This is a genomic window from Modestobacter sp. VKM Ac-2986 (assembly GCF_026967795.1).
Taxonomy (GTDB): Bacteria; Actinomycetota; Actinomycetes; order Mycobacteriales; family Geodermatophilaceae; genus Modestobacter.
Map to the genome: position 1 here is coordinate 50,055 of NZ_JAPVBH010000006.1, position 25,640 is coordinate 75,694.

28 protein-coding genes are annotated in these 25,640 nt (G+C 74.3%); 9 read left to right on the plus strand and 19 right to left on the minus strand.

Features of this window, described 5'->3' with window-relative positions; all coding sequences use genetic code 11:
• Positions 1 to 3: 3 nt before the first annotated feature.
• From O2W14_RS15655 to O2W14_RS15735, 17 genes are all read right to left on the minus strand, one after another.
• Positions 4 to 291, minus strand: a complete 288-nt coding sequence (locus O2W14_RS15655; protein WP_269177037.1) for a flagellar FlbD family protein — start codon at positions 289 to 291, stop codon at positions 4 to 6.
• 143 nt (positions 292 to 434) lie between these two features.
• Positions 435 to 1,655 carry a flagellar hook protein FlgE gene (locus O2W14_RS15660; RefSeq protein WP_269177038.1) on the minus strand — a complete coding sequence of 407 codons (1,221 nt, stop codon included), beginning with the start codon at positions 1,653 to 1,655 and terminating at the stop codon, positions 435 to 437.
• A 57-nt stretch (positions 1,656 to 1,712) separates the two neighbouring features.
• The gene (locus O2W14_RS15665; RefSeq protein ID WP_269177039.1) at positions 1,713 to 2,195 is read right to left on the minus strand and encodes a flagellar hook assembly protein FlgD; all 483 of its coding nucleotides are present in this window, start codon (positions 2,193 to 2,195) and stop codon (positions 1,713 to 1,715) included.
• Between the two features lie 15 nt (positions 2,196 to 2,210).
• On the minus strand, positions 2,211 to 3,581 hold the full coding sequence (locus O2W14_RS15670) for a flagellar hook-length control protein FliK (RefSeq protein ID WP_269177040.1): 1,371 nt from the start codon (positions 3,579 to 3,581) through the stop codon (positions 2,211 to 2,213).
• Entirely contained in the window at positions 3,578 to 4,546 is a 969-nt protein-coding gene (locus O2W14_RS15675) for a transglycosylase SLT domain-containing protein (protein WP_269177041.1), read from the minus strand. Before O2W14_RS15675 ends, O2W14_RS15670 begins: the two co-directional genes overlap by 4 nt.
• On the minus strand, positions 4,534 to 4,986 hold the full coding sequence (locus O2W14_RS15680) for a flagellar export protein FliJ (protein ID WP_269177042.1): 453 nt from the start codon (positions 4,984 to 4,986) through the stop codon (positions 4,534 to 4,536). The genes O2W14_RS15675 and O2W14_RS15680 overlap by 13 nt, the downstream gene beginning before the upstream one ends.
• Positions 4,987 to 5,026: 40 nt before the next feature.
• A complete protein-coding gene (locus tag O2W14_RS15685) occupies positions 5,027 to 6,334 on the minus strand; it encodes a FliI/YscN family ATPase (RefSeq protein ID WP_269177043.1) in 1,308 nt (435 codons plus the stop codon).
• The gene (locus O2W14_RS15690) at positions 6,331 to 7,197 is read right to left on the minus strand and encodes a FliH/SctL family protein (RefSeq protein WP_269177044.1); all 867 of its coding nucleotides are present in this window, start codon (positions 7,195 to 7,197) and stop codon (positions 6,331 to 6,333) included. The genes O2W14_RS15685 and O2W14_RS15690 overlap by 4 nt, the downstream gene beginning before the upstream one ends.
• Positions 7,181 to 8,248 carry a flagellar motor switch protein FliG gene (gene fliG, locus O2W14_RS15695; protein WP_269177045.1) on the minus strand — a complete coding sequence of 356 codons (1,068 nt, stop codon included), beginning with the start codon at positions 8,246 to 8,248 and terminating at the stop codon, positions 7,181 to 7,183. Before fliG ends, O2W14_RS15690 begins: the two co-directional genes overlap by 17 nt.
• Before the next feature lie 195 nt (positions 8,249 to 8,443).
• On the minus strand, positions 8,444 to 10,000 hold the full coding sequence (fliF, locus tag O2W14_RS15700) for a flagellar basal-body MS-ring/collar protein FliF (protein WP_269177046.1): 1,557 nt from the start codon (positions 9,998 to 10,000) through the stop codon (positions 8,444 to 8,446).
• Positions 10,000 to 10,341, minus strand: a complete 342-nt coding sequence (locus tag O2W14_RS15705; RefSeq protein WP_269177047.1) for a flagellar hook-basal body complex protein FliE — start codon at positions 10,339 to 10,341, stop codon at positions 10,000 to 10,002. Before O2W14_RS15705 ends, fliF begins: the two co-directional genes overlap by 1 nt.
• A 2-nt stretch (positions 10,342 to 10,343) precedes the next feature.
• On the minus strand, positions 10,344 to 10,748 hold the full coding sequence (locus O2W14_RS15710; RefSeq protein ID WP_269177048.1) for a flagellar basal body rod protein FlgC: 405 nt from the start codon (positions 10,746 to 10,748) through the stop codon (positions 10,344 to 10,346).
• A gap of 1 nt (position 10,749) precedes the next feature.
• Positions 10,750 to 11,100 carry a flagellar basal body rod protein FlgB gene (locus tag O2W14_RS15715; RefSeq protein ID WP_269177049.1) on the minus strand — a complete coding sequence of 117 codons (351 nt, stop codon included), beginning with the start codon at positions 11,098 to 11,100 and terminating at the stop codon, positions 10,750 to 10,752.
• A gap of 262 nt (positions 11,101 to 11,362) precedes the next feature.
• Positions 11,363 to 11,737, minus strand: coding sequence for a hypothetical protein (locus O2W14_RS15720; protein WP_269177050.1), 375 nt, complete (start codon positions 11,735 to 11,737; stop codon positions 11,363 to 11,365).
• A complete protein-coding gene (gene fliS / locus O2W14_RS15725) occupies positions 11,734 to 12,120 on the minus strand; it encodes a flagellar export chaperone FliS (RefSeq protein WP_269177051.1) in 387 nt (128 codons plus the stop codon). Before fliS ends, O2W14_RS15720 begins: the two co-directional genes overlap by 4 nt.
• Before the next feature lie 26 nt (positions 12,121 to 12,146).
• Entirely contained in the window at positions 12,147 to 13,526 is a 1,380-nt protein-coding gene (gene fliD / locus O2W14_RS15730; RefSeq protein WP_269177052.1) for a flagellar filament capping protein FliD, read from the minus strand.
• Between the two features lie 129 nt (positions 13,527 to 13,655).
• Entirely contained in the window at positions 13,656 to 14,480 is an 825-nt protein-coding gene (locus O2W14_RS15735; RefSeq protein ID WP_269177053.1) for a flagellin N-terminal helical domain-containing protein, read from the minus strand.
• Positions 14,481 to 14,853: 373 nt separating this feature from the next.
• Between O2W14_RS15735 and O2W14_RS15740 the strand changes: the two genes are divergently transcribed.
• Positions 14,854 to 15,876 (plus strand): glycosyltransferase family protein, encoded by a 1,023-nt coding sequence (locus O2W14_RS15740; RefSeq protein WP_269177054.1) that lies wholly within the window; start codon positions 14,854 to 14,856, stop codon positions 15,874 to 15,876.
• Between the two features lie 153 nt (positions 15,877 to 16,029).
• On the opposite strand, the gene O2W14_RS15745 is transcribed toward O2W14_RS15740, so the two are convergent.
• Positions 16,030 to 16,953, minus strand: a complete 924-nt coding sequence (locus O2W14_RS15745) for a sigma-70 family RNA polymerase sigma factor (RefSeq protein ID WP_269177055.1) — start codon at positions 16,951 to 16,953, stop codon at positions 16,030 to 16,032.
• 180 nt (positions 16,954 to 17,133) lie between these two features.
• On the opposite strand from O2W14_RS15745, the gene O2W14_RS15750 reads away from it, so the two are divergent.
• From O2W14_RS15750 to O2W14_RS15785, 8 genes are all read left to right on the plus strand, one after another.
• The gene (locus O2W14_RS15750) at positions 17,134 to 17,622 is read left to right on the plus strand and encodes a flagellar protein FlgN (RefSeq protein ID WP_269177056.1); all 489 of its coding nucleotides are present in this window, start codon (positions 17,134 to 17,136) and stop codon (positions 17,620 to 17,622) included.
• 62 nt (positions 17,623 to 17,684) lie between these two features.
• On the plus strand, positions 17,685 to 19,097 hold the full coding sequence (gene flgK, locus O2W14_RS15755) for a flagellar hook-associated protein FlgK (protein WP_269177057.1): 1,413 nt from the start codon (positions 17,685 to 17,687) through the stop codon (positions 19,095 to 19,097).
• A 4-nt stretch (positions 19,098 to 19,101) separates the two neighbouring features.
• A complete protein-coding gene (flgL, locus tag O2W14_RS15760) occupies positions 19,102 to 20,034 on the plus strand; it encodes a flagellar hook-associated protein FlgL (RefSeq protein WP_269177058.1) in 933 nt (310 codons plus the stop codon).
• 143 nt (positions 20,035 to 20,177) lie between these two features.
• A complete protein-coding gene (gene csrA / locus O2W14_RS19965) occupies positions 20,178 to 20,429 on the plus strand; it encodes a carbon storage regulator CsrA (RefSeq protein ID WP_331253601.1) in 252 nt (83 codons plus the stop codon).
• Between the two features lie 139 nt (positions 20,430 to 20,568).
• A complete protein-coding gene (locus tag O2W14_RS15770; protein WP_269177059.1) occupies positions 20,569 to 21,168 on the plus strand; it encodes a hypothetical protein in 600 nt (199 codons plus the stop codon).
• Between the two features lie 89 nt (positions 21,169 to 21,257).
• Positions 21,258 to 22,400 carry a flagellar biosynthesis protein FliA gene (locus O2W14_RS15775; protein WP_269177060.1) on the plus strand — a complete coding sequence of 381 codons (1,143 nt, stop codon included), beginning with the start codon at positions 21,258 to 21,260 and terminating at the stop codon, positions 22,398 to 22,400.
• A 275-nt stretch (positions 22,401 to 22,675) separates the two neighbouring features.
• A complete protein-coding gene (locus tag O2W14_RS15780) occupies positions 22,676 to 23,023 on the plus strand; it encodes a hypothetical protein (protein WP_269177061.1) in 348 nt (115 codons plus the stop codon).
• Positions 23,020 to 23,781: a hypothetical protein gene (locus O2W14_RS15785; protein WP_269177062.1), complete on the plus strand. Its 762-nt coding sequence runs from the start codon at positions 23,020 to 23,022 to the stop codon at positions 23,779 to 23,781. Before O2W14_RS15780 ends, O2W14_RS15785 begins: the two co-directional genes overlap by 4 nt.
• Before the next feature lie 24 nt (positions 23,782 to 23,805).
• On the opposite strand, the gene O2W14_RS15790 is transcribed toward O2W14_RS15785, so the two are convergent.
• Complete coding sequence (locus O2W14_RS15790) at positions 23,806 to 25,464, minus strand: NlpC/P60 family protein (RefSeq protein WP_269177063.1); 1,659 nt, start codon at positions 25,462 to 25,464, stop codon at positions 23,806 to 23,808.
• Positions 25,465 to 25,640 lie beyond the last annotated feature (176 nt).

Consider the following 25,640-nt stretch of genomic DNA (forward strand, 5'->3'; position numbering starts at 1 on the left):
GGGTCAGCGCTCGTCTCGGCTCGGGAAGGGCACGACCGAGGCGTTCTCGGTCCCCTTCAGATCTGTGGTCGTGGGCGGGCGGTACTCACCGCGGTCCATCTGGAAGGCGACCGCCTGGATGCCCGCGCGGTAGTCGCGGACCTCGCGGACGACCTGGTCGACGGTCTCGGTGACGACGTACTTGGTGTCGTCCCGGAGCGTGACCACGGTGTCGGGGTGGCCCTCTACGCGCTGGATCAGCTCGGCGTTGAGCACGAAGTGCTCGCCGTTGAGGCGCGTCAGACGGATCACGGGGGAGCTCCTGGGGTCGGGGCGACGGCTGCCGGTGCGGGCGTCGTCGCCGTCGCACTGGTGTCATCGGGAGGTGGTGCGGGGTGCTTGAGCCCGGCGGCCCGATCCCCCCGCGGGGGTGAGCGGGCCGCCGGGGCCGGTCATCAGCGCTTGAGCTGGACCAGGTCCTGCAGGATCTCGTCGGAGGTGGTGATCACGCGGCTGTTGGCCTGGAAGCCGCGCTGGGCCACGATCAGGCCGGTGAACTCCTCGGCCAGGTCGACGTTGGACATCTCCAGCGCCCCGGCCGACAGGGAGCCGCGCCCGCCGGTGCCGGCCGCGCCGATCAGCGGGTTGCCGGCGTTGCCGGCCGCGCGGAAGGAGCTGTTGCCGGCCTTCTCCAGCCCGCCGGGGTTGGTGAAGGTGGCCAGGGCAAGCTTGCCGAGGGACTGCTTGAGCCCGTTGGAGTAGGTGCCGACGATCGTGCCGTCGTTGCTGAGCGAGTAGCCCTGCAGGACGCCCATCGCCGAGCCGCTGTCCTCGGTGGTCTTCGCCGCGGCGTCGTTCTTGCCGCCGAACTGGGTCAGGTTCGCCAGGTCGACGGTCACGGGGCCGGACGGGCCGGTGAGGGTGAGGGGGGCCTGACCGGCGGGCAGCGTGCCGTCCGCGTTGAAGGTGATGGTGGGGGGGTTGGAGGCCATCGGCACCGGCGAGCCGGAGAAGGCGTCGGCGAACTCCACCGACCAGGTGTTCGCCCCTGCCAGCTTGGTCATGGTGACGCTGACCGGGTGGGCGTTGCCCAGGTCGTCGTAGACGCTGATCTGCGAGGTGACCGGGGTGGTCGACCCCGCCGCGGACAGGTTGCCGCCGAGCGCGAAGCCGGTGGTGGCGACCGGGGCGAGCACCTGGCCGGAGGGGATCCGCAGGTCACCGATCGGGCCGTTGACGTCGACGGTGCCGTCGGCGCCCGCCGTCCAGCCCTGCAGCTTCGCCCCGTCGGGGGTGACCAGGTTGCCCACGCCGTCCAGGTCGAAGGACCCGGCGCGGGTGAACAGGTTCTCGTTGCCCTGCTTGGTGACGAAGAAGCCGTCGCCGCTGATCATGAAGTCGCTGGCGCGGCCGGTGTTCTGGGTCGAGCCCTGACCGAAGTTCGTGGTGATGCCGGCGACCTTGACGCCCAGGCCGACCTGCGCCGGGTTGGTGCCGGCGGTGTCGCCCTGCGGCGAGGACCCGTTGCGCAGCACCTGCGACAGGGTGTCCTCGAAGACGGTCTGGCTGCCCTTGAAGCCGACGGTGTTGACGTTGGCGATGTTGTTGCCGGCGACGTCGAGCTTGGTCTGGTGGGCGCGCAGGCCGGAGATGGCCGAGAACATGGAACGCAGCACGGGAGGACTCCTCGTGGTCGGTGAGCGGGGTGGTGGGCGGGCGCGGCGGCCCCGGGGTCAGCCGGCGGGCGGCGTGGTGCTGGACGGCGTGCTCGCCGGGGGGGTGGTGACGGGGGTGGCCACCTCGGCGACGGTGATCTCGGTGATCCGGCCCAGCGGCACGGACTTGCCCCCGACGATCGCCTGGGGCTCGGAGCCGGCGGCGACGAGCACGGAGGACACCGCGCCGGTGAGCGTGGTCCCGGTGTCGTCGGTGTAGGCGACGTGCTTGCCCACCAGCGCACCGGCGCTCAGCGAGCGCTGCAGGGTCAGCAGCTCGGCGTTCTGGGCCGCGATCTCCTCGAGCTTCTCCACCTGGGTGAAGGTCGCGGTCTGGGCCATGAACTCGCTGCTGCTGGTCGGGTTGCTGGGGTCCTGGAAGCGCATCTGGGCGACCAGGAGCTTGAGGAAGGTGTCCTTGCCCATCTGGTCGGCGCGGTCGGCGCTGGGGCTGGCGGTCTGCGTCGGGGTGCCGACGGTGCCGGTGATCGGGGTGGTCATCGAGCGGCCTCCTGGTCAGACGCGGACGTCCACGCCGGACGACGTGGACGTGTCGGTGGTCGGGGTGCCGGTGGTCAGGTGCTCCGGAGCAGCTCCCCAGGCGCGGCCGCGGGGGGCCTGCTGGCCGGGCTGGCCCGCGCCCTGCTGCCCGGCGCGGGCGTCCAGCAGCTGCTGCTGGGCCGAGCGCGAGCCGGCGCCGCCGTCGCCGGGGGCGGTGCCCACCTCGAGCGAGTTCAGCGAGAGGCCGGCGCCCTCGAGGTCGCGGCGCAGGTCGGGCAGGGCGTCGAGCAGGGCCCGCCGGCTCGCGTCGTGCGCGCCGAGCAGGGAGAGGTCGAGCGCGCCGTCGGTGACGGTCACCGCGACGGTGACCGGGCCGAGGTCGTCGGGGGTGACGACGACGGTCATCGTCTGGCTGCCGTCGGGGGCGTGGCGCAGCACCGCGAGGTGCCGGCCCAGCTGCTCGGCGACGGGCGGCTGCGGGACGGGGACGGCGGGGGTCGCCGCAGCGGCCGGCGCGGTGGACGCGGCCGGTGCCGCAGCGCCCAGGGTGAACGCCGGCTCGGTGTCGACGGTGACCGCGGGCGCCTCGGCTGCGGGCGCGGCCGGGGCGGTGGGCTCGTCCGACGAGCCGTCGGGGGTGCCGGCGGAGGTGCCCGCCCACGCCGGGGGCGGGAGCAGCAGCGGGGTCACCTCGCCGGCCGGCGAGGTACCGGGCCCGGTGCCCGGGCCGGAGGTGGTGACCGGCGCCGGGTCGAGGACGACGGTGAGGGCGGGGAGTGCGGGGTCCTGGTCGACGGCGGCAGCCGGGTCGGCGGGGACACCGGCCCCCGGCTGCGGGACGGCTGGGCCGGTCGCCGGGACGGGCAGCGGGGGAACGGTGAGCGCGGGGACGGGCAGCGTGGCGGCCGGCAGCTCGCCGGTGGGGCCGGCCACGGTGGCCGCGACGACGACGGCGGCGGGCAGGGCCGCGGCGGGGTCGGCGACCTCCCCGGCGGGCGCGGTGGCCACCGGGGCCGCGGCGGCCAGCAGCGCCCACAGGCCCGGCGGCAGCGGGACGGGGACGGCGGCGTCGGTCGCGGGCTCGGTGTCCTCCGCGGGTCGCTCGCCGTCCGCGGGGTCGGTCGTGGTGGCGTCGGTGGCCGGCGTTGTCGCGTCGTCCCGGACCGGGGTGCGGTCCGTCGCGTCGGTCGTGGCGCGGTCGCTGCGGGCGCGGGCGCGGGCCGCGTCGTCGGCGCGGCTGTCGCGGGGGGTGTCGCGGCTGGTCTGCAGGGCGCTGTCGAGCGCGCTGGCGAAGGCCGGGGCGCTGTCCGGGGACGAGGACGCCGCATGGCGGGCGCCGGCGCGGGTCGCGGCCGGCACCGGGGGGAGGACCGAGGGAGCTGTCATGACCAGGCCTTCGCGGTGTCGGTGACCTTCTGGACGTAGGACTTCGTCTCGCCGTACGGCGGCACGCCACCGGCGCGGCTCACCGCACCGGGGCCGGCGTTGTACGCGGCGAGCGCGAGCTCGGTCGAGCCGAACTGCTGCGTGAGGCTGCTGAGGTAGCGGGCCGCGCCGTCGATGGAGGACGCCGGGTCGCCCGCGTCGACGCCCAGGCTCTTCGCGGTGGCCGGCATGAACTGCATGAGGCCCCGGGCGCCGGCCGGGGAGACCGCCGAGCTGTCGAAGCCCGACTCGGTCTTCGCGACCGCGGCCAGCAGCGCGGGGGAGACCCCGTGCCGCGCGCCGGCGGAGGCGAACAGGTCGGCGTAGGGGAGGCCGGCGAGGGCCCCGCCGCCGGCGGGCGGAGCGGTCGCGGCGGCCGCGCCGTCGGGCAGCACCCGGCGGATGAGGGTCGGGGTGCCGACGTCCTGCACCTTCACCACCTCGCCCTCCTGGGGCGCGGCGATCATCTTGCCGCCGCCGAGGTAGATGCCCACGTGGTCGATGCCGGCGCGGGAGGACGAGTGGTCGAACAGGACCAGGTCGCCGGGCTGGGCCTCGGCGAGGGAGGCGACCGGGCGGCCGGCGGTGGCCTGCTGCGCGGAGGTGCGCGGCAGGTCGATGCCCAGGTCGGCGTAGACCCGCTGGACCAGCCCGGAGCAGTCCAGCCCGGAGGCGTCGGTGCCGCCCCACTTGTAGGGGACGCCGAGGTACTTCGTCGCCGCGCCCACGACCTCCGCGCCGGTCCCGGTGTCGGCGCCGGCCGGGGCGGTCGCGGGCGCGGGGGCGGCGGTGGCCGAGGCGGTGCCGGTGAGCCCGGCGGCCGTGGCGGCGCTGGTCCAGGAGGCGGCCGGCGCCGCGGGCACCGGCGGCAGGAAGCGGGCGTGGATCGCGCTGATCCGGCTCTGGACCGCGGCTAGTCCGTCCACGTCTCCTCCTCCTCCGTCGTCCGGGTGCTGTGCGCGCCGGTGACCAGGTCGTCGATCGCCCGGGCCTCGGCCGCGTCGGCGGCTGTCTGCAGTGCGGACACGTGCCGCTCCCGCAGGCGTTCCAGGGCCTTGGTGCGCTGCGCGGCGGCTGTCCACCGTGCGCGCACCAGTTCGGCCTGCTCCGCCTGGGCGAGTGCGAGTGCCCGTGCAGCAGACACATCGGCAGCCGCGGCGGCCGACGCGACCATCGCGGCGATGAACGCACCGCCGGAGGGGTGCGCGGGCAGCGCCCGGGAGGTCAGGGCGACGGCGGCCCGCTCGGCCCGCTCGGCCGCCTCGGTGGCCTGCTGGGCGGCCTGGGCGGCCGCGAGGGCGGCGGTCCGCTCCTCGGTGCGGCGCAGCCGGAGCACCGGTTCCAGCCGGAAGGCGGGCTGCTTCACGACGCGGTGCCGGGGTCGCCGGTGGTCCCGCGACGGGGGCTCATGCGGCGGTGGCGAGGGCGTGCAGTCGGGCGAACGCCTCCGGTGGCGGGGTGGCGTCCTCGACCGACTGCCGCAGGAAGGCGTCGATCGCCGGCACCAGCCGGCGGGCGCGGTCCACGAGCGGGTCGGTGCCGGTCTGGTAGGCGCCGATCTCGATGAGCTCCCGCACGTCGCGCAGCGCGGCCATCATCCGGCGCACCTCCCGGGCGTCGGTCATCTGCGCACCCGGCACGATCGTGGTGGCCACCCGGGAGATCGACTCCAGGACGTCGATGGCCGGGAAGTGGCCCTGGGTGGCGAGCTTGCGGGTGAGCACCACGTGCCCGTCCAGGATCGACCGGGCGGTGTCGGCGATCGGCTCGTTGTGGTCGTCACCCTCCACCAGCACGGTGTAGAGCCCGGTGATCGACCCGGTGGTCGACGTCCCGGCCTTCTCCAGCAGCTTGGGCATCATCGCGAAGACGCTCGGCGGGTAGCCGCGGGTGGCCGGCGGCTCACCCGCGGACAGGCCGACCTCGCGCTGGGCCATGGCGGTGCGGGTGATCGAGTCCATCATCAGCAGCACGTCGCGGCCCTGGTCGCGGAAGCCCTCGGCGATCCGGGTGGCCACGAACGCGGCCTTGAGCCGCACCAGCGGCGGCTCGTCGGAGGTGGCGACGACGACGACGGTGCGCGCCATGCCCTCCGGGCCCAGGTCCTCCTCGAGGAACTCCCGGACTTCCCGCCCGCGCTCGCCGATCAGCCCGATCACCCGGATGTCGGCGTCGGTGCCGCGGGTGATCTGGCTCATCAGGGTCGACTTGCCCACGCCGGAGCCGGCGAAGATGCCCAGGCGCTGGCCGCGCCCGATCGGGACCAGGGTGTCCAGCGCGCGGACCCCGGTGGCCAGCTGCCGGTCGACCCGGGCGCGGGTCAGCGCGTTGGGCGTCTCGCTGGTGAGGTCGACGAAGCGGGTGGTGCCGCCCAGCGGCGGTCCGCCGTCCATCGGCCGGCCCAGGCCGTCGAGCACGCGGCCGAGCAGCTGCTCGCCGACGGGCACCTGCAGCGGCATGCCGGTGGCCCGGACGCGGGCGCCGGAGCGCACCCCGGACAGGTCGCCCAGCGGCATGCAGGTCAGCCGGTCCTTGCTCAGGGCGACGACCTCGGCCAGCAGCGGCCGCGGCCCGGTGGCCACCTCCACGAGGTCACCGACCGCGGCGGCGACGCCCTCGACGGTGAGGGTGAGCCCCATCGCGCCGGTCACCATGCCGGTGAGCTGCGGGCGGGCGGCCGCGCGGGCGCGGGTCAGGACCTCGGTGGCGCTCACGGGCGGAGCACCTCGCGGACCCGCTGGAAGGCCGCCGACAGCTGGGCGTCGACGCGCTGGGTGCCGGCCTCGGCCAGGGCCCCGGCGCGCTCGACGGTCTCGTCGCCGACCACGGTGACCGACCCGGGCAGCGAGGCGAGCGCCTCGGCGGGGACCTCGGCGAGGTCGTCGGGGTGCAGCCGCACGCGGACCGGGACGTCGGTGGGACAGAGGACGAGGGCGCGGCGGACGGCGTCCATGCCGGCGCTGTCGGCGAGGGCGACCTCGCGGCCGAGCAGGTCGCCGACGAGCAGCACGACCATGTCCAGCACGTCCTCGCGCAGCTGGTCGACGACGGGCACGGCGGTGGCGTCGAGGCGTTCGACCGCAGCGCCCATCGCGGCGGTGGCCGAGGCCAGCCGCCGCTCCCAGCGGGCCTGCACCGCGGCGAGCCGCTCCTCGGCGGCCTGCTCGGCGGCGCGGACCACGGCCTCGGCGGCGACCAGGCCCTCGGCGTGGCCGGCGGCCCAGCCGGCGCGGCGGGCCTCCTCGCGCAGCTTGGCCAGCTGCTCGGCGTAGACCTCGCCCAGCCGCAGCCCGACCCGGGTGGTGGAGGCGGCGTCGGCGCGGGCGGCGGCGTCGGGGACCGGGACCGGGGCGACCCGGACCGGCGGGACGGGCGCCCGGGGCGCGGTGACCGGGGGGACCTCGTCGCGGGGGGCCGGCACCGGCTCGGCGGTCGGGGCCTGCGGGGCGGCGCCGTCGGTCGCGCCCCGGGGGCCCGAGCGCCGTCCCCACGTCGGGGCGCCCTGCGCCCGCTGGTACGGGACGGCGTCGGCGGCCGAGGCCCCGCGCAGGAGCAACGTCTCACGCGACGAAGTCATCGTCCCCGCCACGCGAGATGGTCAGCACGCCCTGCTCCTCGAGCACGCGGATGACCGCGACGATCTTGGCCTGGGCCTCCTCGACGGTGCGGGTGCGCACCGGGCCGAGCAGCTCGATCTCCTCCAGGAGGTTCTCCCCGGCACGCTCGGAGAGGTTGCGGACCACCTTGTCCCGGACGTCCTGCTTGACGCCCTTGAGCGCGGTGGCCAGGTCGTTGGCCTCGACGTCGCGCAGCACCAGCTGCAGCGACCGGTCGTCGATCGTGACGATGTCCTCGAAGACGAACATCTGCGAGCGGATCCGCTCGGCGAGCTCGGGGTCGCTCTTCTCCAGCCACTCCAGGATCGAGCGCTCGGTGGGCCGGGAGGAGCGGTTGATGATCTCGACCAGGGTCTCCACGCCGCCGACGGTGGCCATGTCCTGGTAGGCCAGCAGCGACCCCATCCGGCGGCCGAGCTCCTCCTCGACCATCCGGACCATCTCCGGGGCGGTGCGGTCCATCATCGCGATCCGGTAGGCGACGTCGGCCTGCTGGTCCGGCGGGAAGCCCGACAGCACCTCGGCCGACTGCGGCGCGGGCAGGTGGGCGAGCACGAGGGCGACCACCTGCGGGTGCTCGTCCTTGAGGAAGGTGACCAGCTGCCGCACGTCGCTGTTGCGCAGCGATGCGAAGGGCAGCTCGGTGTAGACGACGTTGAGCCGGGACAGGATGCCGTCGGCCCGCTCCTCGCCGAGCCCGGCTGCGAGGACCTCGCGGGCGAACTCCACGCCGCCGGTGCCCACGAAGCGCCGGGCGTTCATCAGCGTGTGGAACTCGGTGAGGACGTCGTCGACGTCGGCGCCGTCCACGCCCTGCAGCCGCATGAGCTCACCGGTCAGCTGCTCGACCTCGGAGGGGCGCAGCTGCGCCAGGACGGCGCCGGCCTCCTCCTTGGACAGCTGGGCGAGGAACACCGCTGCCTTGCGCAGCCCGGGCAGTTCCCTGCGGGGGACCGCGATCTGGGCGGTCGCCGGCATCCCGACGAGCTGTTCGACGCTGGCGATGCTCATGGCCGGACCCCGCGCTCGTTCCGCTCCTCGGTCGCTGGCGCTCCCTGCGATGCTCGCTCACGCGGTGTCGTCCCGGCGATGCTCACTGCTCAGTCCTCCTGTCACCGGACGCGTTCGGCGTCCCCTTCTTCCATCGGCAGTCCGGGACGCCGACGGGCCGGGTCCGGTCGGACCCGGCCCGTCGGCGTCGCGGTGTCACCTCGACTCGGCGAACCAGCCGCGCAGCATGGTGGCGACCTCGTCGGGACGGTCGCTGACCATCTCGGAGATCTCGCCGCGGACCTTCTCCCGCTGCGCGTTGGCCAGCTGGGCCGCGCGGTCGTCGAGCTCGGGGTCGCGGATGCTCTCGACCTGGATGCGCTCGTAGTCCAGGGGCTCGTCCTCGAGCTCCTCGTACTCCTCGCGGTTGCGCCGCGAGCGGAGCCAGACGACCAGCACCAGCAGGGCGATGCCCAGCGCGATGCCGCCGGTCTTGATCATCGACCACATCTGGGCGGCTTCCTCGGCCTCCCGCTCGGCGGCGAGGTCGGCGGCGGCCTGCTCGGCGGCGGAGGTGTCGAAGGCCATCGTGGCCACCGTGATCGCGTCGCCGCGGGCGATGTCCAGCCCGATGGCGGTGCTCACCAGGTCCTGCACCTGCTGCTGGTTCAGCCCGCCGGCCGCGGCGGAGTCCATGGCCACCGAGACGGTCAGCCGCTGCACGTCGCCGGGGGCGTTCTGCACCGTCTCCACCGTCTTGTCGACGGGGTTGTTCGTGGTGGTCGACTCCTTGTTGTAGGCGGAGTCGCCGCCGGGGGTGCCGGCCGTGTCCTCGGCGCCCAGCACGCCACCGACGGCACCGGCGGTGCCGGTGTACTCCTCGGTGGTGCGGGTCTCCGACGTGGGCACGTTGGCCGGGTTGTACTGGTAGCTCTCCTTGGTGGTGTCCCGCTTGGAGAAGTCCAGGTCGGCCCGGACGGAGACCACCGACCTCCCCGGCCCGGCGACCCGGTCCAGGATCTGCTGGGCGTTGGCCGCCAGCCGGGCCTCGTAGCCCTGCTCGGCCTCGGCCTGGGCGTCGCCCCCGCCACCGGTCACGCCCTCGCCGGCGGCCGACAGCACGGCTCCTGTGGAGTCCGCGACGGTGACCGCGTCCGGGGCCATGCCCTGGATGCTGGAGGAGACCAGGTGGGTGACGGCGGTGATCTGCTCGCCGCCCAGCTCCGCGCCCGGAGCCAGGTCCAGCAGCACCGAGGCGGTGGGCTCGCCCTCGTCGGTGGCGAAGACGTCGTCCTTGGGCATCGCGACGTGCACGACCGCGGACCGCACGCCGTCCAGCGCCTTGAGGGTGGTCGACAGCTCGCCCTCCAGCGCCCGCTGGTAGCTCACCTGCTGCTGGAACTCGCTGGTGGTGATGCCCTGCTTGTCCAGCAGCGCGTACCCGGTCTCGTTGCCCTCGGGCAGGCCCTTCCCGCTCATCGCCAGGCGCAGGTCGTACACCGCGTCCTGGGCGACCATGATCGTCCCGCCCCCGTCGGCCAGCTGGTAGGGCACGCCCTGGGCGGTGAGCTCCTCGACGATCGCCGAGGCGTCGGCCGAGGCCAGGTTGCTGAACAGCGGCGACAGGGTCGGCGCGGTGATCCAGCGCGTGAAGACAAAGCCGCCGAGCAGCAGACCGGCCAGCAGCAGGCCGATCACGATCTTCTGCCCGACGCTGATCGTCGACAGCAGCGTCTTGACCCGGTTCAGCGGGCCGGCGAGGGCGGGGGGCATCAGACCGGCATCCTCATGATCTCGGTGAAGGCGGCGACGGCGGAGTTCTTCAGCGTGACCACGGTGTCGGTGGCCAGGCGGGCCTCGGTGCTGGCGATCATGTAGTCGTGGGCGTCGCGCAGGTCGCCGGTGGCCGCCTTCAGCGCCAGGCTGTCCACGTTGCCCTGGACGGCGTTGAGCTGGTCGATCTGGCCGGTCAGGACGTCGGCGAACCCGCCGTCGCCGACGGCGGAGGTCGCCGACGGGCTCATCGAGACGCCGGAGACACCGGACGTCCCGTCGATGTTCGGCGTGGGCATCCCGGCGGTGAACGCGGAGATGGCGGAGATCGGCGAGGTCATGGTCAGCCCTTCCCGAGCTGCAGGGCCATCTGATAGGCCTCGGTGGCGCTCTTGATGGTGGCGAGGTTCGCCTGGTAGCCGCGCTGGGCCATGAGGAGCTGGGTCATCTGGTCGCCGAGGTCGATGTCGGGGCGGCGGACGTAGCCCTCGGCGTCGGCCAGCGGGTTGCCCGGCTCGTAGACCATCCGGCCCTCGGCCGAGCCCAGCTCGGTGCGCGCGACGCGGACGCCGCCCTCACCGGAGCCGTAGTCGACCGCCTGGGCGACGACCATCCGCTCCTGGAAGGCGTCCTCGCCGGCCGGGTTGACGGTGTTGATGTTGGCGATGTTGTCCGAGACGGCGTCCATCCACTTGCGGTGGACGAACAGCGAGGACCCGGCGATGCCCAGGGTGTCGAAGGCGGCCACGTCACTGCGTCCGGAGTGCGGAGCGGAGGAGGGCGTACTTGCCGTCGAGGGCGCTGATCGACAGCTGGTAGCGCAGGCCGGTCTCGGTGGCGATCACCGTCTCGGTGTCCAGGTTGACGTTGTTGCCGTCGGTGCGGGTCGGGTCCAGCGAACGGCTCGTCATCGACCGGCCGACCACGGGGGTCTCGCCGTTGGCGATCTCGTTCTGCAGGGCCGACTCGAAGTCCACCCGGCCGGCCAGGAAGCCCGGCGTCTGGACGTTGGCGATGTTGTCGGCGGTGACGCGCTGACGCTGCTGGAGTCCGGTCAGGGACGCGTGCAGCGCGGTCATGGTCGAGTCGGTGATGATCACCGGACGCTCGGCAGGGAGCGACGGAGCACGGGGTTCCTCCGGGTACGGCGGGACGCGCGCCCAGGGGGTCCTGGGAGCGAGGGGCCGCCGATCCGTGGCGAATGGTGCGTTCCGTGCTCCTGCCTTCTCGGCAGGGCGGGCGCCGATCATGACCACATGCACCCGATCGGATGCATGCAGTCACACAATGCACACGTCCCCCGGGGCCAAAGTCGCGCTTTTGGCCCCGGGGGACGGGGGAGTGCGGTGGGGCTGGTGGGAGCTACAGGGCCCGGTCGATGAAGGAGGCGACGGGGCGGGTCGGTGCGTAGGACATCCGGGCGGCCACGTCACGCTGCTTCTGCGACTGGGTGATCCGCTCGACCAGGGCCTCGGCGACGGCCAGCTGGTGCTGGAGCAGCCGGGCAGCGCGCTCGCGCAGGTCGTCGGGCAGCGGGCCCAGGTTGCTCGGGGGGATCCAGTCGGTGGACCGGCGACCCCAGGCGGCGATCTCGTCGGCCCGGCCGCGGGCCAGGGTCGCCTCGGCCTCGAAGACGTCGCCCTCGAGCGCGTCGAGGACGGCCGGCCAGTTCCGCGCCCCACCGTGGGCGACGGGGGAGTCCCCGACCCGGTTGCGGGAGGCGTGGCCGGCGGTCATGCGGGGCTCGAGGCGAGGGAGGCCGCGGCCTCCCGCCACGCGTCGCGCAGCGGCTCGACGATCTTGCGGCAGTCACCCACGCGGCGCAGGTCGCCCTTGACGTTGGCGCGTACCAGCTCGCCGTGCAGCCAGGTGTAGAGCGCGGACAGGCGGGGACCGCCCTCCCACGACTCGACCTGCAGGCTGGACTGGAGCTCCAGCACGATGTCCTGGGCGTGCTGGAGCAGGTTGTTGGCCTGCTCGCGGTCGCCGGTGGTCAGTGCCGACTCGGCCCGCTCGAGGTCCAGGGCGAGCCGGTCGTAGAGCATCACCAGCAGGCGCTGGGGCGAGGCGGTGCTGACGGCATCGCCGAGGTAGCGGTTCCGCAGGGTGGCGGCACTCATCGGGTTTCCTCCGGGGGAGCGGTGGGTCAGGAGCTCTTCGACAGGGACGCGAGCTGGGAGGACAGCCAGGACGACTTGCTCTGCAGCGTGCCCAGGGCGGTCTCCATGGCGGTGAACCGTGCGGTGATGCTGGCCTCGCGGAGCTCCAGCCGACGGTCCCAGTCCGAGATCTGGCCGGTCAGGCCGGCGGCCCGCTCGTCCTCGCCCTTGGCCCGCAGGGTCAGGATGCCGGTCGTGGTGTTGCTCGCCTGCTTGGACAGCTCGAGCAGCCGCTGGGCGACGCCCTGGACGGCGACGGTGTCGTCGGCGTCCCCGGTCGTCCCGTTCGGCCCGGCGGTGGCGTCGGTCCCGTTGACCAGGGCCTGCACCTTCGCCGGGTCGGCGGCGAGCGCGGCGGTGAACTTCGCGGAGTCGAAGGCGAGCTTGCCGTCGCGGGTCAGCGAGATGCCCACGGTGGAGGCCGAGGCGCCGCCGATGGACGTGGAGATGGTCGACAGGACCGAGCTGGTCAGCGAGCGCAGCGTGCTGTCGCCCTTGAGCGCGGCCTTGCTGCCCGCGGCGGTGTCGGTCTGGGTGGCGATCGCGGACAGCACCCCGTTGGCGGCGTCGACGAGCGCCTTCACCTTGTCGGCGACGGCGCTCGGGTCGCTGGCGACGCCGACGGTGACCGTCGAGCCGTCGACCTTGGCGGCGGTGATGGTCACACCGGGCAGCAGGTCGGTGAACACGTTGCTGGTGGAGCTGGCCGTCAGGCCGCTGCCCAGCGTGAGCTGGGCGTTGCGCCCCTGGTCGTTGAGCAGGAACCCCGTGGCGGGCCCGGAGCCGGTGACGTCGAAGGCGCCCGCGGCGCCGCCGGTGCTGGCGGTGAGCTGCAGCCGGAACTCGTTCGCCCCCAGCTGGACGACCGACGCGGTGACGCCGGCCTTCGCGCCGTTGATGGCGGACGCGGCATCGGCGAGCGTGGCGCCGGCGGGGACGGCGATCGAGGTGGCGGCCTGGGTGGCGGAGTTGGTGACGGTCATCGACCACGCGGAGCCGTCGGCGGTGGCCGAGGCGGTCCGGGAGCTCCACTGGCTGCCGCTGACCATGCTGTGCGTGCCGGCGAGCGAGCTGACCGTGAAGGTGATGGACGAGCCCGGCGTGGCGGTGGTCCCGGCGGTCGCGACGACGTCGGGGCTGGAGCTGCTCGCCTTCGCGGCGGCGAAGGTGGCCGACCTGGTCATGGCCTCGGCTGCGCTGCGCAGCGCGTCGAACTTGGTGTTGACGGCGCGGTAGGCGGCGGCGTCGGCCTTGACGTCGACCAGCTTGTTCTGCAGCAGCTTCTGCGGGTTCGCCTCGATCTGCATCAGCTGGCTGATCATCGTGTCGTAGTTGATGCCCGAGATCAGGCCCGTGCTCACGCTCATGCCGGCCATGTCGGTTCCTCTGCTCTCGGGCTCGCGGTGGTGACCTGCGGTGGGGGGGAGGACGCCGATGAGGGGGGAGGCCGTGGGGCCTCCCCCCTCACCGGGTGGTGCTCAGGTGGTGCGGGTCGATCAGCCGCGCAGGAGGGAGAGCAGACCCTGCGTGGACTGGTTCGCCTGGGCCAGCATGGCCGTGCCGGCCTGGCTCAGGATCTGGGTCCGGGAGAAGTTGGTCATCTCCTGGGCCATGTCGGTGTCGCGGATGCGGCTCTCCGACGCAGACAGGTTCTCGACCGTGGCGTTCAGGTTGTTGATCTTGTGCTCGAGGCGGTTCTGGGTGGCACCCAGCTTGGCGCGCTCGGTGGAGACGGTGCCGATGGCGGTGTTCACGGCGGTGATGGCCGCCGAGGCGCCGGCGGCGGTGCCGATGGCCGAGGCGTTGACCGACAGGCCGGAGGCGCCCATGTTGCCGATGGACAGCGACAGGGTCTCGCCGGCGTTGGAGCCGACCTGGAAGTTCTTGGCCGTGTAGGTGCCGTTGAGCAGGTTGGTGCCGTTGAAGGTGGTCTTCGTGGCGATGTCGTCCAGCTCGGACTTGAGGGCGGTGAACTCCTCGTTGGCCTTCGCCTTGTCGGTGTCGGACAGCGAGCCGTCGTTGCTGGCCTGCACCGCGAGGTCACGCATGCGCTGCAGGATCGAGTGCGTCTCGGTCAGGGCGCCTTCTGCGGTCTGCACGACCGAGATGCCGTCCTGGGCGTTGCGGGAGGCGACCTTGAGGCCACCGATCTGCGAGCGGAGACCCTCGGAGATGGCCAGGCCGGCCGCGTCGTCGGCGGCGCGGTTGATCCGGAACCCGGAGGAGAGCTTCTCCAGGGACTTGCTCATCTGGCCGTCCGTCACCGACAGGTTGCGGTAAGCGTTCATGGCGGCGACGTTGGTGTTGACGCTGAGACCCATGGTGTTCCTCCGTGGAAGTGGGTTTTCTGGGTGGTACCCGCTGCATCCGTGCTGCGGGGCGTTGCCTCACCTGTAACGGCGCCCGGGGCACCGTCCTTGAGCCGAAACGCAGAGATTTCCCGGACTCCCTCGGGCGGGTGGCACGAGCGGGTGTCCGGGCAGGTCGCAGCGGTCGGCGTGGTGCCGGCGGGTGCGCGCGGTGCCGATACCGGGACCGACGTCTCCTGCGCCGCGTGGCGCGGGCCCACCTCCACGGACCAGGCGGCAGTCTGGCCGGTGAGGGGAGGTGGGCCGAGGCCCGACCGGGGAGGACCCCGCGACCGTGAACGTCCTGCTGTGCACCACCGTATTCAGCGGCTCCAAGTACCACCGCATGACCGAACCCGCGCGGGCGGTGCAGGAGGCCGGTCTGGGGGTGGACGTCACCCTCAGCCACGGCATCTCCACCACGCTGGTCCAGCGCCCCGGCGACGCCGAGCTCTCCATCGGCTCAGTCGACGCCCGGGGTGCCGACGTCGTCGTGCTGCAGCTGCCCAAGACGGTGGCGATGCTGCAGATCGTGCGGCTGCTGCAGGCCCAGGGCGTCGCCGTGGTCGTGGAGATGGACGACCTCTTCTCCGCGGTGCCCTACGGCCACACCGGGCACGACACGCTCGTGCGCGGCGGCATGGCGAAGCTGGCCCTGGCCTGCGCCCGCGAGGCCGACCTGGTCACGGTGTCCACCCCGGCGCTGCTGGGCGAGTACGCCCCCCGCGGGCGGGGCGTCGTGGTGCCCAACGCCATCCCGCGCCGGATCGCCGAACTGCCGCCGGCCTACGCACGCGACCCGGAGACGGTCACCATCGGCTGGACCGGGTCGGTCGGGGTGCACCCCTACGACCTGCAGGTGATGGAGTCCGGGCTGGAGCAGGCGCTGGAGCGGACCAGCGGGCGGAGCCGCTTCCTGGTGGTGGGCGCCGCCGACGACGCCCGGGAGCGGCTGCGGCTGACCCGCGACCCGGAGACCGTCCCGTGGGTCGCGGACGTCGAGGAGTACCTGGGGCTGGTGGGGGAGGCGCTCGACATCGGCATCGCCCCGCTGCGTGACGACCGTTTCAACGCCGCCAAGAGCTGGCTCAAGGTGCTCGAGTACGCCGCCCGCGGGGTCTACGCGGTCCGCTCTCCGAGCGCGGAGTACGAGCGGCTCGGGCTGGGCCGGCGGGCGAAGTCGCCCCGTGACTGGGCCACGGCCCTCACCGCCGCCGTCAAGGACCCCGACCGCCGGCGTGAGCTCGCCGAGGCCGACCGCGAGGCGGTGCTGGCCGGTCACCTGACCGAGCACACCGCGCCCCGCTGGGTCGACGCCTGGCGGCAGGCCCGGGAGAACCGCACCCGCAGCCAGCGACTCAGCGCCTGACCGAACGACGACGACGAAGGCCCTCTCCTCCGCACCGGAGGAGAGGGCCTTCGTCGTCGTGTGTGCCGCCGACCGGGTGGACGTGCGCGTGCCCCCGGCCGACGTCGCCGTCGACCGGGGGCACGGTGGTGCGGGGGTCAGGTGGTGCGGGGGTCAGGCGGACTGCACGGCCGCGTCCCGCTCGGGGAGGATCCAGCGCTGCCGCGAGCGGGGCCGCGGCTGGGGCACCGTCGCAGCCGGCGGGGCTGCGGTCTCGCGGGCGGCCGACTGGCCGGAGGTGACCCGGTCGACGTAGGCCCGCTGCTGGTTGCGGGCCCGCACCCCGCCGGTCGGGGGCACCACGGTGCCGTCCCAGATCTCGCTCATGGCGGCGTGCAGCAGGGTCAGTGCCCGGGCCCGCATCTGCGAGACGCGCGACAGCGTGACCCCGAGGGAGTCCGCGATGTCGGTCAGCGACTCGTCACCGAAGAAGTTGCGCTCGACGACCTCGTCGAGGCGGTCGGGCAGCGCCCGGATCGCCTCGTGCAGGTGCCGGGCCCGCTCGCCGCGCAGCAGGGCGCGCTCGGGGGAGTCGCCGGTGTCGGGCAGGTCCAGGCTGCCGCCCTCGGTGCCGGTCTCGGCGTCGATGCTCACCATCACCGCCCGGTGCACGTCGATCTGCAGCGAGTCCAGCTCCGAGCGCGGGACGCCGAGGCTGGTGGCCAGCTCCTCGCGGGTCGGCGGCCGGCCCAGGCTGAGGGTGAGTGCGTCGGCGGCGGCGTCGGTGCGCCGGGCCGCGGCCCGCACCGACCGGCTCGCCCAGTCCCCGGAGCGGAGCTCGTCGAGGACGGCGCCCTGCAGGCGGGGGAGGGCGTAGGTGGCGAAGGTGGCGCCGGCGTCGGGGTCGAAGCGCCGGGCGACCTCGACCAGCGCGATGCTCGCGCAGGAGAGCAGGTCGTCCCGGCTCACGTGGCTGGGCAGGGAGATGCGGGAGGCCACCGCGTTCACCGCGAACTGAGCCAGCGGGAGATGGGTGGTCACCAGCGCGTCGACGTCGGTCGGTCGGCGGTCGAGCACGGCGGAGCGGGCTGGGGTCACGGCCCTGTACTCGGCTGGTCCGGGCCTGCACGAGACCGGGCTGCGCCACATTTCTCCGCCGGGCAGATCTCGACTTGACCACGCCCGGCGCGATGCCGATGCCACATCGACAGCGCCCACCGGACAGGTGGGCCCGGCCTGCACCAGGGCTGCACACGACCACCACGGAAGGCGGCCTGCGTGGACCACCAGCACCTGTCGACGTTGCTCTGGCGGGAGCAGGAGCTGCTCGACCTCCTGCTGTTCAAGGCCGAGGAGAAGCAGTACCTGATCCTCACCGGCAAGAGCCGGTGGCTCGCCCGGATCGCCCACGAGATCGAGGTCGTCCTCGAGCAGCTGCGGACCCTCGAGGTGGAGCGCGCCGCGGCCACCGAGCAGATCGCCGGCCGGCTCGGCCTGGAGGTCAACCCCTCGCTGCGCACCCTCGCGGACGTCGCGCCGGCCCCGTGGAACGACCTCTACACCAAGCACCACGAGGCGCTGCTCGTCCTGGTCTCGGAGCTGCGCGGGCTGTCCGACGCCAACAAGGAGCTCATCGAGAGCGGCCTGGCGGTCATCGACGACGCGCTCGCCACCAGCCGGCCCGCCGCGTCGGCCGGCACGTACACGCAGTCGGGCCGGGCCTCCGGCAACGCCTACCGCTCGGTCACCCTGGACGGTTCCCTGTGACCGCCGGCGCACGACCCACTGCGTCCCCCACCCGCGAGTCCCACACCAGCGAGGAGTCGTAAGTGAGCACCTTCTCGGGTCTCAACACCGCGACCACCGCCCTCTGGGCGCAGCAGCGCGGCCTGGACGTCACCGGTCAGAACATCGCCAACGTCAACACCCCCGGCTACACCCGGCAGCGCGCCGAGCTGCAGTCGGTGGGCGGCAACGTCGTCCCGGCGCTCTACGCCACCAGCAACCAGGTCGGCCAGGGCGTCGACGCCGACAGCGTCATCCGCATCCGGGACGCCTTCCTGGAGGGACGCGCGCAGCTGGAGAGCGGCGCCACCGCGCGGCTGACGGTCGCCGACGCCACCCTCGCCCAGGTGGAGCAGGCCTTCCGCGAGCCGGGCACGACCGGCGTCCAGGCCAAGCTGACCGCCGTCTACACCGCCTGGCAGGACGTCGCCAACCACCCGAACGACAACTCCACGGCCGGCGCCCGCACCGCGGTCCTGCAGTCGACGGCCAGCCTCGTCGGTGAGCTGCGCACCACCAGCGCCACGCTGGACAAGCAGTGGACCCAGACGCGCGAGAGCCTGTCCGTGCTGTCCGAGGAGGTCAACGCCACCGCCGCCTCGATCGCCGACCTCAACACCGCGATCAAGCGCGGTGTCCAGGCCGGCCTGCCGGTGAACGAGCTGGCGGACAAGCGTGACGGCCTGGTGCTGGAGCTGTCGGCCGCCATCGGCGCGACGTCCCGTCCCGGCGACGACGGCCAGGTCGACGTCGTCGTCTCCGGCGCGACGCTGGTCTCGGGCGGCACGTCGGTGGGCCTGACCTTCCGGGGCGGGCTGGACCGGGTGGCCGCCACCACCGACCCGCCGCGTTTCGTCACGGACCCGGGCGGCACCACGGTGGCCGTGGGCGGCACGGCCGGTGGGAAGGTGACCGCGCTGACCACCACCATCCCGAAGTACCTGAGCCAGCTCGACGCCGTCGCGCAGAAGATCGCCGACGAGTTCAACACCGCCCAGACCGCCGGCTACGACCAGGCCGGCGTCCGCGGGCTGGCCCTCCTGGGCGGCCCCGGTGGGTCCGCCACGGTCACCGCGGCCACGATCGAGGTGCTGCTCGGCGACCCGGCGCAGCTCGCCGCGGCCACGGTCGGCCCCGGGCCGACGTCGGACGGCAGCAACGCCGCCGCGATCGGGAAGCTGCAGAACAAGGCGGGCGGTGCGATGAGCGCCTACCGGTCGCTGATCGTGGGGCTGGGCGTCGAGGCGTCGGTCGCCACCAGCAGCCTGGCCACCCAGGCCGTGGTCAGCAGCCAGGTCGACGCCGCCCGCGACTCGGTCTCCGGGGTCAACCTGGACGAGGAGATGACGAACATGATGCAGTTCCAGCACGCCTACTCCGCCGCCGCGCGCATGATCACCACCATCGACGAGACGCTAGACGTGCTGATCAACCGCACCGGCCGCGTGGGGCTGTGACCTGATGCGGATCACCCAGCGCTCGATCGCGCTCACCAGCCTGCAGGGTCTCAACCGCAACATGGAGGCCATCGGCAAGCTGCAGCAGCAGCTGACGTCGGGGCGCACCATCAACAAGCCCTCCGACGACCCGACCGGCACCAACACGGCGATGCAGACCCGCCAGGAGCTGGCCGGTGCTGTGCAGCACGCGCGGAACATCTCCGACGGGATCAGCGTCCTCGACGCCACGGACTCGGTCCTGCAGAGCATGATCGCCCAGGTCCACACCGCCAAGGAGCGGGCGCTCAACGGGGTCAACAGCGGCTCGATGTCCGAGGCCGGCCGTGCGGCGGTCGCCGCAGAGCTCGTCGGCATCCGGGAGAGCCTGCTCGGCCAGGCCAACACGGTCGTGCAGGGGCACCCGCTCTTCGGCGGGGTCACCAGCGGCACGACCGCCTACGACGTGACCACCGGCGCCTACCAGGGCTTCCGGGCTCCCACGGGCCCTGCCGACACCGCGGTCATGGTGACCCGGCAGGTGTCCGACGCCGAGGCCGTCCGCGTGGACATCACCGGGCCGGAGGCCTTCGGCGTCACCTCGGCGGCCGGGGTCACCCCGGCGACGCGGGACCTCTTCACGATCATCGGCGACCTGGCGGAGAACGTCGTGGACGACCCGGCCGCGGTGGCCGCCGACCTCGACGCGCTGGACGTCGCGCTCAACTCGATGCTGAAGGCGGTCACGGACATCGGCAGCCGGACCAACCGGATCGAGACGGCCAAGCAGGTCAACAGCGACCTGCAGCTGACGCTGACCACGCGCTCGGGCGAGATCGAGAACATCGACCTGGCCAAGACGATCATGAACCTGGAGATGCAGCGGACCGGCTACCAGGCCGCGCTGGGCGCCACGGCCAAGGCCATCCAGCCCACCCTGCTGGACTTCCTCCGCTGATCGCCGGCGGGGGCGCCCGTTTCGCGCCCGCCCCTGCCGAGAAGAGTGTCAGGGCCGCACCACCGCGGTGGTGCGGCCCTGCGTCCCGCCGCAGCGGCGGGACCTGCCACGGATGGCCCACACGAACCCATGGAGGGGTACCCATGCTCACTCTCACCCGCAGCGTCGGCGAGAGCATCCGGATCGGCGAGGACATCGAGGTCTACGTCGTCGAGGTGCGCGGCGGCACCGTGCGGCTGGGCTTCAAGGCCCCCCGCGAGGTCGCCATCCACCGCGAGGAGGTCTACCGCCAGATCGCCGAGGCGAACAGCCTGGCGGCCGAGGTGGCAGCCGACGCGCTGGGTGCCTTGTCAGCATTCGCACCAGCGCTGGAGCACTCGACTAGCAAAGAGTGACATGACTGTGATCGGTTCGACTCAATAGTCGTTCACCTCAGTTGCCACAGTAGTCACAGGACGGCGAGTCTCGCCGTCAGAGGCATCCTGGGTGCGCAACTCTTCCCCCACAGCGCCACCGCTACTGGGGGAGATCGACATGGCACTCAGCGCATTCGCACCGAACACGACCGCCGGCATCGACCTGCGGATCGACCCGTCCGCTGCCGACGGCCTGCGCCTCGTCGAGGCCGTCGGCAGCGACGTGGACGCGCTCGGCCCCGCCTGCGCGGAGTCCACGGACGCGACCTGGTCCGAGACCGTCGTCGTCCACGTCCAGCTGCGCCCCCGGCGCACGGGCACCCGCCGCTGCCTGGCCGCGCTCACCGCGCTGGCCGCCCGGCACGAGCAGGTCTCCTTCTCCCTCACCGGCCTGTCCGGCGACGACCGCGTCGTCCGGGTCACCGTCGGCGTCGAGCTCGGCCCGCGAGAGCTGATCGCCAAGTTCTCCGACGAGGCCCAGGCCGCCTACGCCTTCGTCGACGGTCTCTTCACCGACCTCTACGACTTCATGCCGGTCTACGTCGCCGAGCCCAGCGCCGTCGAGCGCAGCGCCGCCGCCGGCGTCCTCGAGGCCGCCGCCGCCCCCCGCGCCGCCGCCCCGGTCGCCGCCCCCCGCGCCACCGCCGCCCCGCGCATCCCCTCCCCGCGCACGCCCACCGGCGAGTCGCTGCGGCACGCCGTGCCCGTGCCCGCCTGATCGACCGCCCCCGGCGCGCCACACCGGCTCGCGCCACCGGCTTCTGCACCCTCACCCCTTCCACCTGCACTTCCCCTCAGGAGGACCCGGTGTCCGAGTTCGTCACCGCCCCGACCGCCGCCCCGACGACGTCCACCCGCCCCGCGGGGCTCGCCCCGGCGAGCGCCCCCGAGGAGCGCCGCACCCGCGAGCCGCTGGTGTTCGGTGGCATCCCCGAGGCCGACGGCTGGCTCCTGGCCCCCATCACCCCGCGCGACCGGGTGCACTTCCGCACCGACCGGGAGCTGCCGCTGGCCGAGTTCCGCGCCGCCTTCCCCGCCGACGTGACCGTCACCTACGACGAGGGCGACGGCCTCTACCGGGTCGACGGGCAGCCGGGCACCGGGGACGAGATGGCCGCGCTCACCCGCGCCTGGTGCGCCACCCACGGCTACGCGACCGTCGGTCTGCGCCCGGAGACCGGCGTCCGCCGCCGCGCGCCGCGCGACCTGCCGCCGGCCTTCCTCGACGGGCTGTGCCGCCACTACTGCCGGGTCAGCCTCAAGCGCCTCCAGCGGAACATGAGCACGATCCGTCTGCACCTGCCCGACAACGACGACGTCGACCAGCAGGTCGCCGAGTGGGTGCTCAAGGCGGTGTCCCAGTACGACGAGGCCAAGGGCGTCCCGTTCGGCGCCTTCCTGGCCACCCAGCTGTCCAAGTGGGTGCACGACCTCGGGCGCAACGCCTACGGGCGCACCGCGGCCGACACCGAGAACAAGCAGCAGAAGGCCATCGCCGCCTTCACCGCCGAGCACCAGCGGCGTCCCAGCGAGAAGGAGCTGGCCGCCTACATGGGGCAGAGCGTCGCCACCTTGCGCCGCAACTCCCAGACCGTCGCCACCCTCAACGGGCTGCGGAACCTGCAGTCGCTGGACGGCGGGGCGGACGCGGTCGAGTTCGTCGTCCCCGACAGCGCCGAGGTGCCCGACGAGATCATGGGGGAGGCCGAGCAGACCCTGCTCTCCCACGCCCTCACCTCCGCCTGCGCACCCGACCCGACGGCCCGCCGCGACCAGCGCGCCGCGCAGCCGAACGTGCTGGGCTGGGCCACCTGGTACCTGACGACCTGGGGCGGTCAGACCAAGACCCAGCTCTCGGCCGACCTCAACACCTCCGTGCGCAACATGAACGTGCACGCCGACCGCGCCGAGCAGGCGCTCAAGGCGCGCCTCTCCGAGCTCGGCGGCTGAACGGGCGCAACCGTTCGCACGGTGGGCCCCTGCAGCGGTGCCGCCCGAGCACGTCACCTGCGCCCCGGACCGCCTCGGCGGGCCGGGGCGCAGTCGTGTCCGGGATGCCGGGGGAATCTGGGTCGTTGCACGGGTCCAACCGGTCCCCGACCTGCCGATATCCATCTCGTGACCACGCCGGACCGCTCCCGCCGCCCCGCGGGGCGGACCGGGACGACGGCCGCTCCGCCCCGGCTGCCGGTGCGTCCGGGCGACCGCCGGCCGGCGGTCCGCGCATGAGCGTCCCCCCGGCCGTCGAGCCCGACCACGTCGTGCTCGTGCCGCACTGGCTGACCGCCCCCGACCGTGCGGAGGTCGAGCGTGCCGTCACCGAGGCCCTCGAGGTCGGCCCGGTCCACCCGGTCGCCGCCATCCACCTCGGCGACGTCCTCACCGAGCTGCACGTGGCCGCCGCGCGCGAGTTCGTGTGGCCGGCACCGGTCGCCCGCGTCCGCCTGGCCACCGGCTGGGGCGCCGACGTCGTCCCCGTCCGGCTGTCGGCGCTCGAACTGGCCAGCGTCCTGTCGCTGCCCGGCCTGGAGCCGGTCACCCGGGCGGCGCTGACCGGGGGGCGCAGCGCATGAGCGAGACGCTCTTCGGCGCCCCCGCCGGGCTGTTCGCGCGGCTGAACCGCACCGAGGTGCGGGTGCCCGACGTCCGGGCCGCCCTCGCCCGGCTGACCCCGGCCGACGTCGACCCCGAGCTCCGGTTCGACGTCTTCGAGGGCACCGGCGCCGGCCCGATGGTCGTCCTCGAGGAGGCCGGCCGGCGCACCCGCGTGCTGCTGGCCGAGCTCGCCACGCAGATGACCCGGTCCCGCGTCGCGGCGACCCCGGAGGGGGTCACCGCCGCGGTGGTCGCCTGGCTGGCCCGGCGCCCGGTGCCCGACGAGGTCGCCGCCGCCGCCGGCACGGCACTGCTCGACTGGTCCGACCCGGGGGAGACCGTCCTCGGCTGGCGGGTGACGGTGACCCGCGGCGCGCTGGTCGTCCCGTGGCGCCCCTCGCGCACCGCCTCGCTGCCGCTGGTGCACCAGGTGCGCTCCGCGGCTCTGGGCCGGGCCGCCACGGTCGACGCCACGCTCCGCCTGCAGGGCCCGGTCGGGCTGTGCACCGCCACCGACGCCCCCGGCCTGGACACCGCGGTCCTCGTCCGCCCCGAGTCGCTGCTGCAGGAGATGGCCGACCGCGGGCTGCGGCTGCGCGACGGGCACGTGGTCGTCAGCCCCGGCCGCCCGGTGGCCTGCGCCGAGGGCCCGGTCGCCCGCCGGCTGGCCGCCGAGGCGACCGAGCCCTGCGCCACCCTGCCCTGGCAGACCGTCGCCGACCTCGGCTGGGCCTGACCGACCCGACCGGCCCGGCCCCGCTCAGGCGAGGCTGCCGTACTCCCAGTGCCACGGCTCCGGGTTCTGCCCGCGGGCCTGCGCCCAGTCCGGGTGCACCCAGCCGAAGTGGCCGGCGTTGAGCTGCATCCACGCCGTCTGCGCGGTGCCGAAGACGTTGACCCCGCCGCACAGGTCCACCGCGAGCCCCCAGCCGTGGTTCGACGTCCCCGGCACCGCGGTGATGCGCGGCTTGCGGGCGTGCGCGTCGACCTGCGCGCCGAAGGAGCGGTAGGAGTCGGTGATGCACAGCGGCGTGCCGAAGGCGCCCTGGTAGGCCGCCGACATCGCGGTGTACGCGGCGGCCGCGTCGCAGCGCAGCCGGTGGGACGGGCCGATGCCGCACAGCTGGTCGGCCGGGATCCGGCCGTTGGACCAGCCGCCCCAGGCCGCCTCGGCCGGGCTGGCCGCGGTACCGGGGGCCTGCGGCGGTGCGCTGCAGGTCACCGGGCCGGCGGCGGGCACCGGCAGCGGGGTCGGGGTCGCCGACGGGACGGTGACCCGGACGGCGGTGCTCAGGTCGCCGACCTCGTGCACCGCGACCTGCCAGCGGTCGGCGGAGGCGGACAGCACGCTGGTGCCGCCGAGGTAGAGCCCGACGTCGTCCAGGCCGGCGCCGGCGCGGGTGCTGAACACCAGGTCACCGACCTGCAGCTGGCCACTGGGCACCGGGGTGCCCTGCGCCCACTGCCCGGCCAGGTCCCCGGCCAGGCCGAGCCCGGCCTGGGTCCAGGCGGTCGCGGTGAGGCCGGCGCAGTCGTAGCCGTCGGGGCCGCTCTGCCCGGCGAGGTAGGGGCGACCGAGCTGGGCGAAGGCGGCGCTCACCGCGGCGATCGTCTCCGCGGGCAGCACGGTGAGGGTCTGGCCGTCGGCGTAGGCGGTGGCCACCCCGGGCACCGGGTCGCCGGAGCCGGCGCGCAACGGGGCCAGCCCGCGGGGCAGGTCGTCGGCGTCGGTCAGCTCGGCCGCGGTGGGCGGGGTGACGTCGGCGGCGACCAGCCGGTCGAGGTAGGACTGCCACCCGGCGAGGGCGGCCGCGTTGCGCTCCTGCTGCTCGGCCGAGGCCGGGCTGGTCGACAGTGCGGCCCACCGTGCGCTGGTGCCCGGGTGCAGGGTGGCGACGAGGTCGTGGACCTCGGCCAGGACGGCGGCGGCACGGGTGCGGGCGGCGGCCGCGGCGTCCTCGGCCGCGGCGGCCTCGTCGGTGAACCGCGCCGCGTGGACGGCGGCCTGCGCGGCCCGCGCCACCTCGGCGTCCCGGTCGTCGGTGAGGTGCTCGACCAGGCCCGCGGCGTGCAGGACGTCGGCGGTGGCCCCCGGGGCGTCGACCGAGAGCCGGCCCACCGGCCAGCGCTGCGCGGGGGTGCCCTTGTAGGCGGCGGCGGCACGGGTGCCGACGGCGGAGCGGGCGGCGGCCGCGTCGGCCAGGGCGGCGGTGCCGGCGTCCCGGGCCTGCCGGGCGCGCGTGTCGGCGGCGGCCGCCTCGGCCAGTGCGTCGCGGTGGCGAGCGGTCGCCTCGGCCAGGGTGGCGGCGGTGGCGTGGGCGTCGTCGGTGGGCGCCTGCGGGACCTGGCCGGCCTCGGTGGGCGGCTGGGTCAGGACGCCGAGCAGGAGCAGGACGGCGAGCGTGGCGCCGGTGAGCACGCCGAGCCGGTCACGCCACCGTCGCAGCGCCCCGGGAGTGCGGGTCCGCCTGGGTGCGGGACGACGGGCAGCGGGCCGGCGCGTGCCCGCAGGACGCGGCCGGCCGGTGCCGGAGCCGGTGCGGGCTCGAGGCGTGCCGGACCGGGGCGTCCCGGTGCGGGCGGCGGGGGTGCGGG

Coding starts and splice junctions, on each gene's coding strand:
- fliF (WP_269177046.1), bottom strand. CDS start 10,000: ATGCCCCCCGCCCTCGCCGGCCCGCTGAACCGGGTCAAGACGCTGCTG.
- O2W14_RS15740 (WP_269177054.1), top strand. CDS start 14,854: ATGACCGAACCCGCGCGGGCGGTGCAGGAGGCCGGTCTGGGGGTGGAC.
- fliG (WP_269177045.1), bottom strand. CDS start 8,248: ATGAGCATCGCCAGCGTCGAACAGCTCGTCGGGATGCCGGCGACCGCC.
- fliD (WP_269177052.1), bottom strand. CDS start 13,526: ATGAGCGTGAGCACGGGCCTGATCTCGGGCATCAACTACGACACGATG.
- O2W14_RS15770 (WP_269177059.1), top strand. CDS start 20,569: ATGGCACTCAGCGCATTCGCACCGAACACGACCGCCGGCATCGACCTG.
- O2W14_RS15735 (WP_269177053.1), bottom strand. CDS start 14,480: ATGGGTCTCAGCGTCAACACCAACGTCGCCGCCATGAACGCTTACCGC.
- flgL (WP_269177058.1), top strand. CDS start 19,102: ATGCGGATCACCCAGCGCTCGATCGCGCTCACCAGCCTGCAGGGTCTC.
- O2W14_RS15720 (WP_269177050.1), bottom strand. CDS start 11,737: ATGACCGCCGGCCACGCCTCCCGCAACCGGGTCGGGGACTCCCCCGTC.
- O2W14_RS15690 (WP_269177044.1), bottom strand. CDS start 7,197: ATGACTTCGTCGCGTGAGACGTTGCTCCTGCGCGGGGCCTCGGCCGCC.
- O2W14_RS15780 (WP_269177061.1), top strand. CDS start 22,676: ATGAGCGTCCCCCCGGCCGTCGAGCCCGACCACGTCGTGCTCGTGCCG.
- O2W14_RS15665 (WP_269177039.1), bottom strand. CDS start 2,195: ATGACCACCCCGATCACCGGCACCGTCGGCACCCCGACGCAGACCGCC.
- O2W14_RS15785 (WP_269177062.1), top strand. CDS start 23,020: ATGAGCGAGACGCTCTTCGGCGCCCCCGCCGGGCTGTTCGCGCGGCTG.
- O2W14_RS15705 (WP_269177047.1), bottom strand. CDS start 10,341: ATGACCTCGCCGATCTCCGCCATCTCCGCGTTCACCGCCGGGATGCCC.
- fliS (WP_269177051.1), bottom strand. CDS start 12,120: ATGAGTGCCGCCACCCTGCGGAACCGCTACCTCGGCGATGCCGTCAGC.
- O2W14_RS15670 (WP_269177040.1), bottom strand. CDS start 3,581: ATGACAGCTCCCTCGGTCCTCCCCCCGGTGCCGGCCGCGACCCGCGCC.
- csrA (WP_331253601.1), top strand. CDS start 20,178: ATGCTCACTCTCACCCGCAGCGTCGGCGAGAGCATCCGGATCGGCGAG.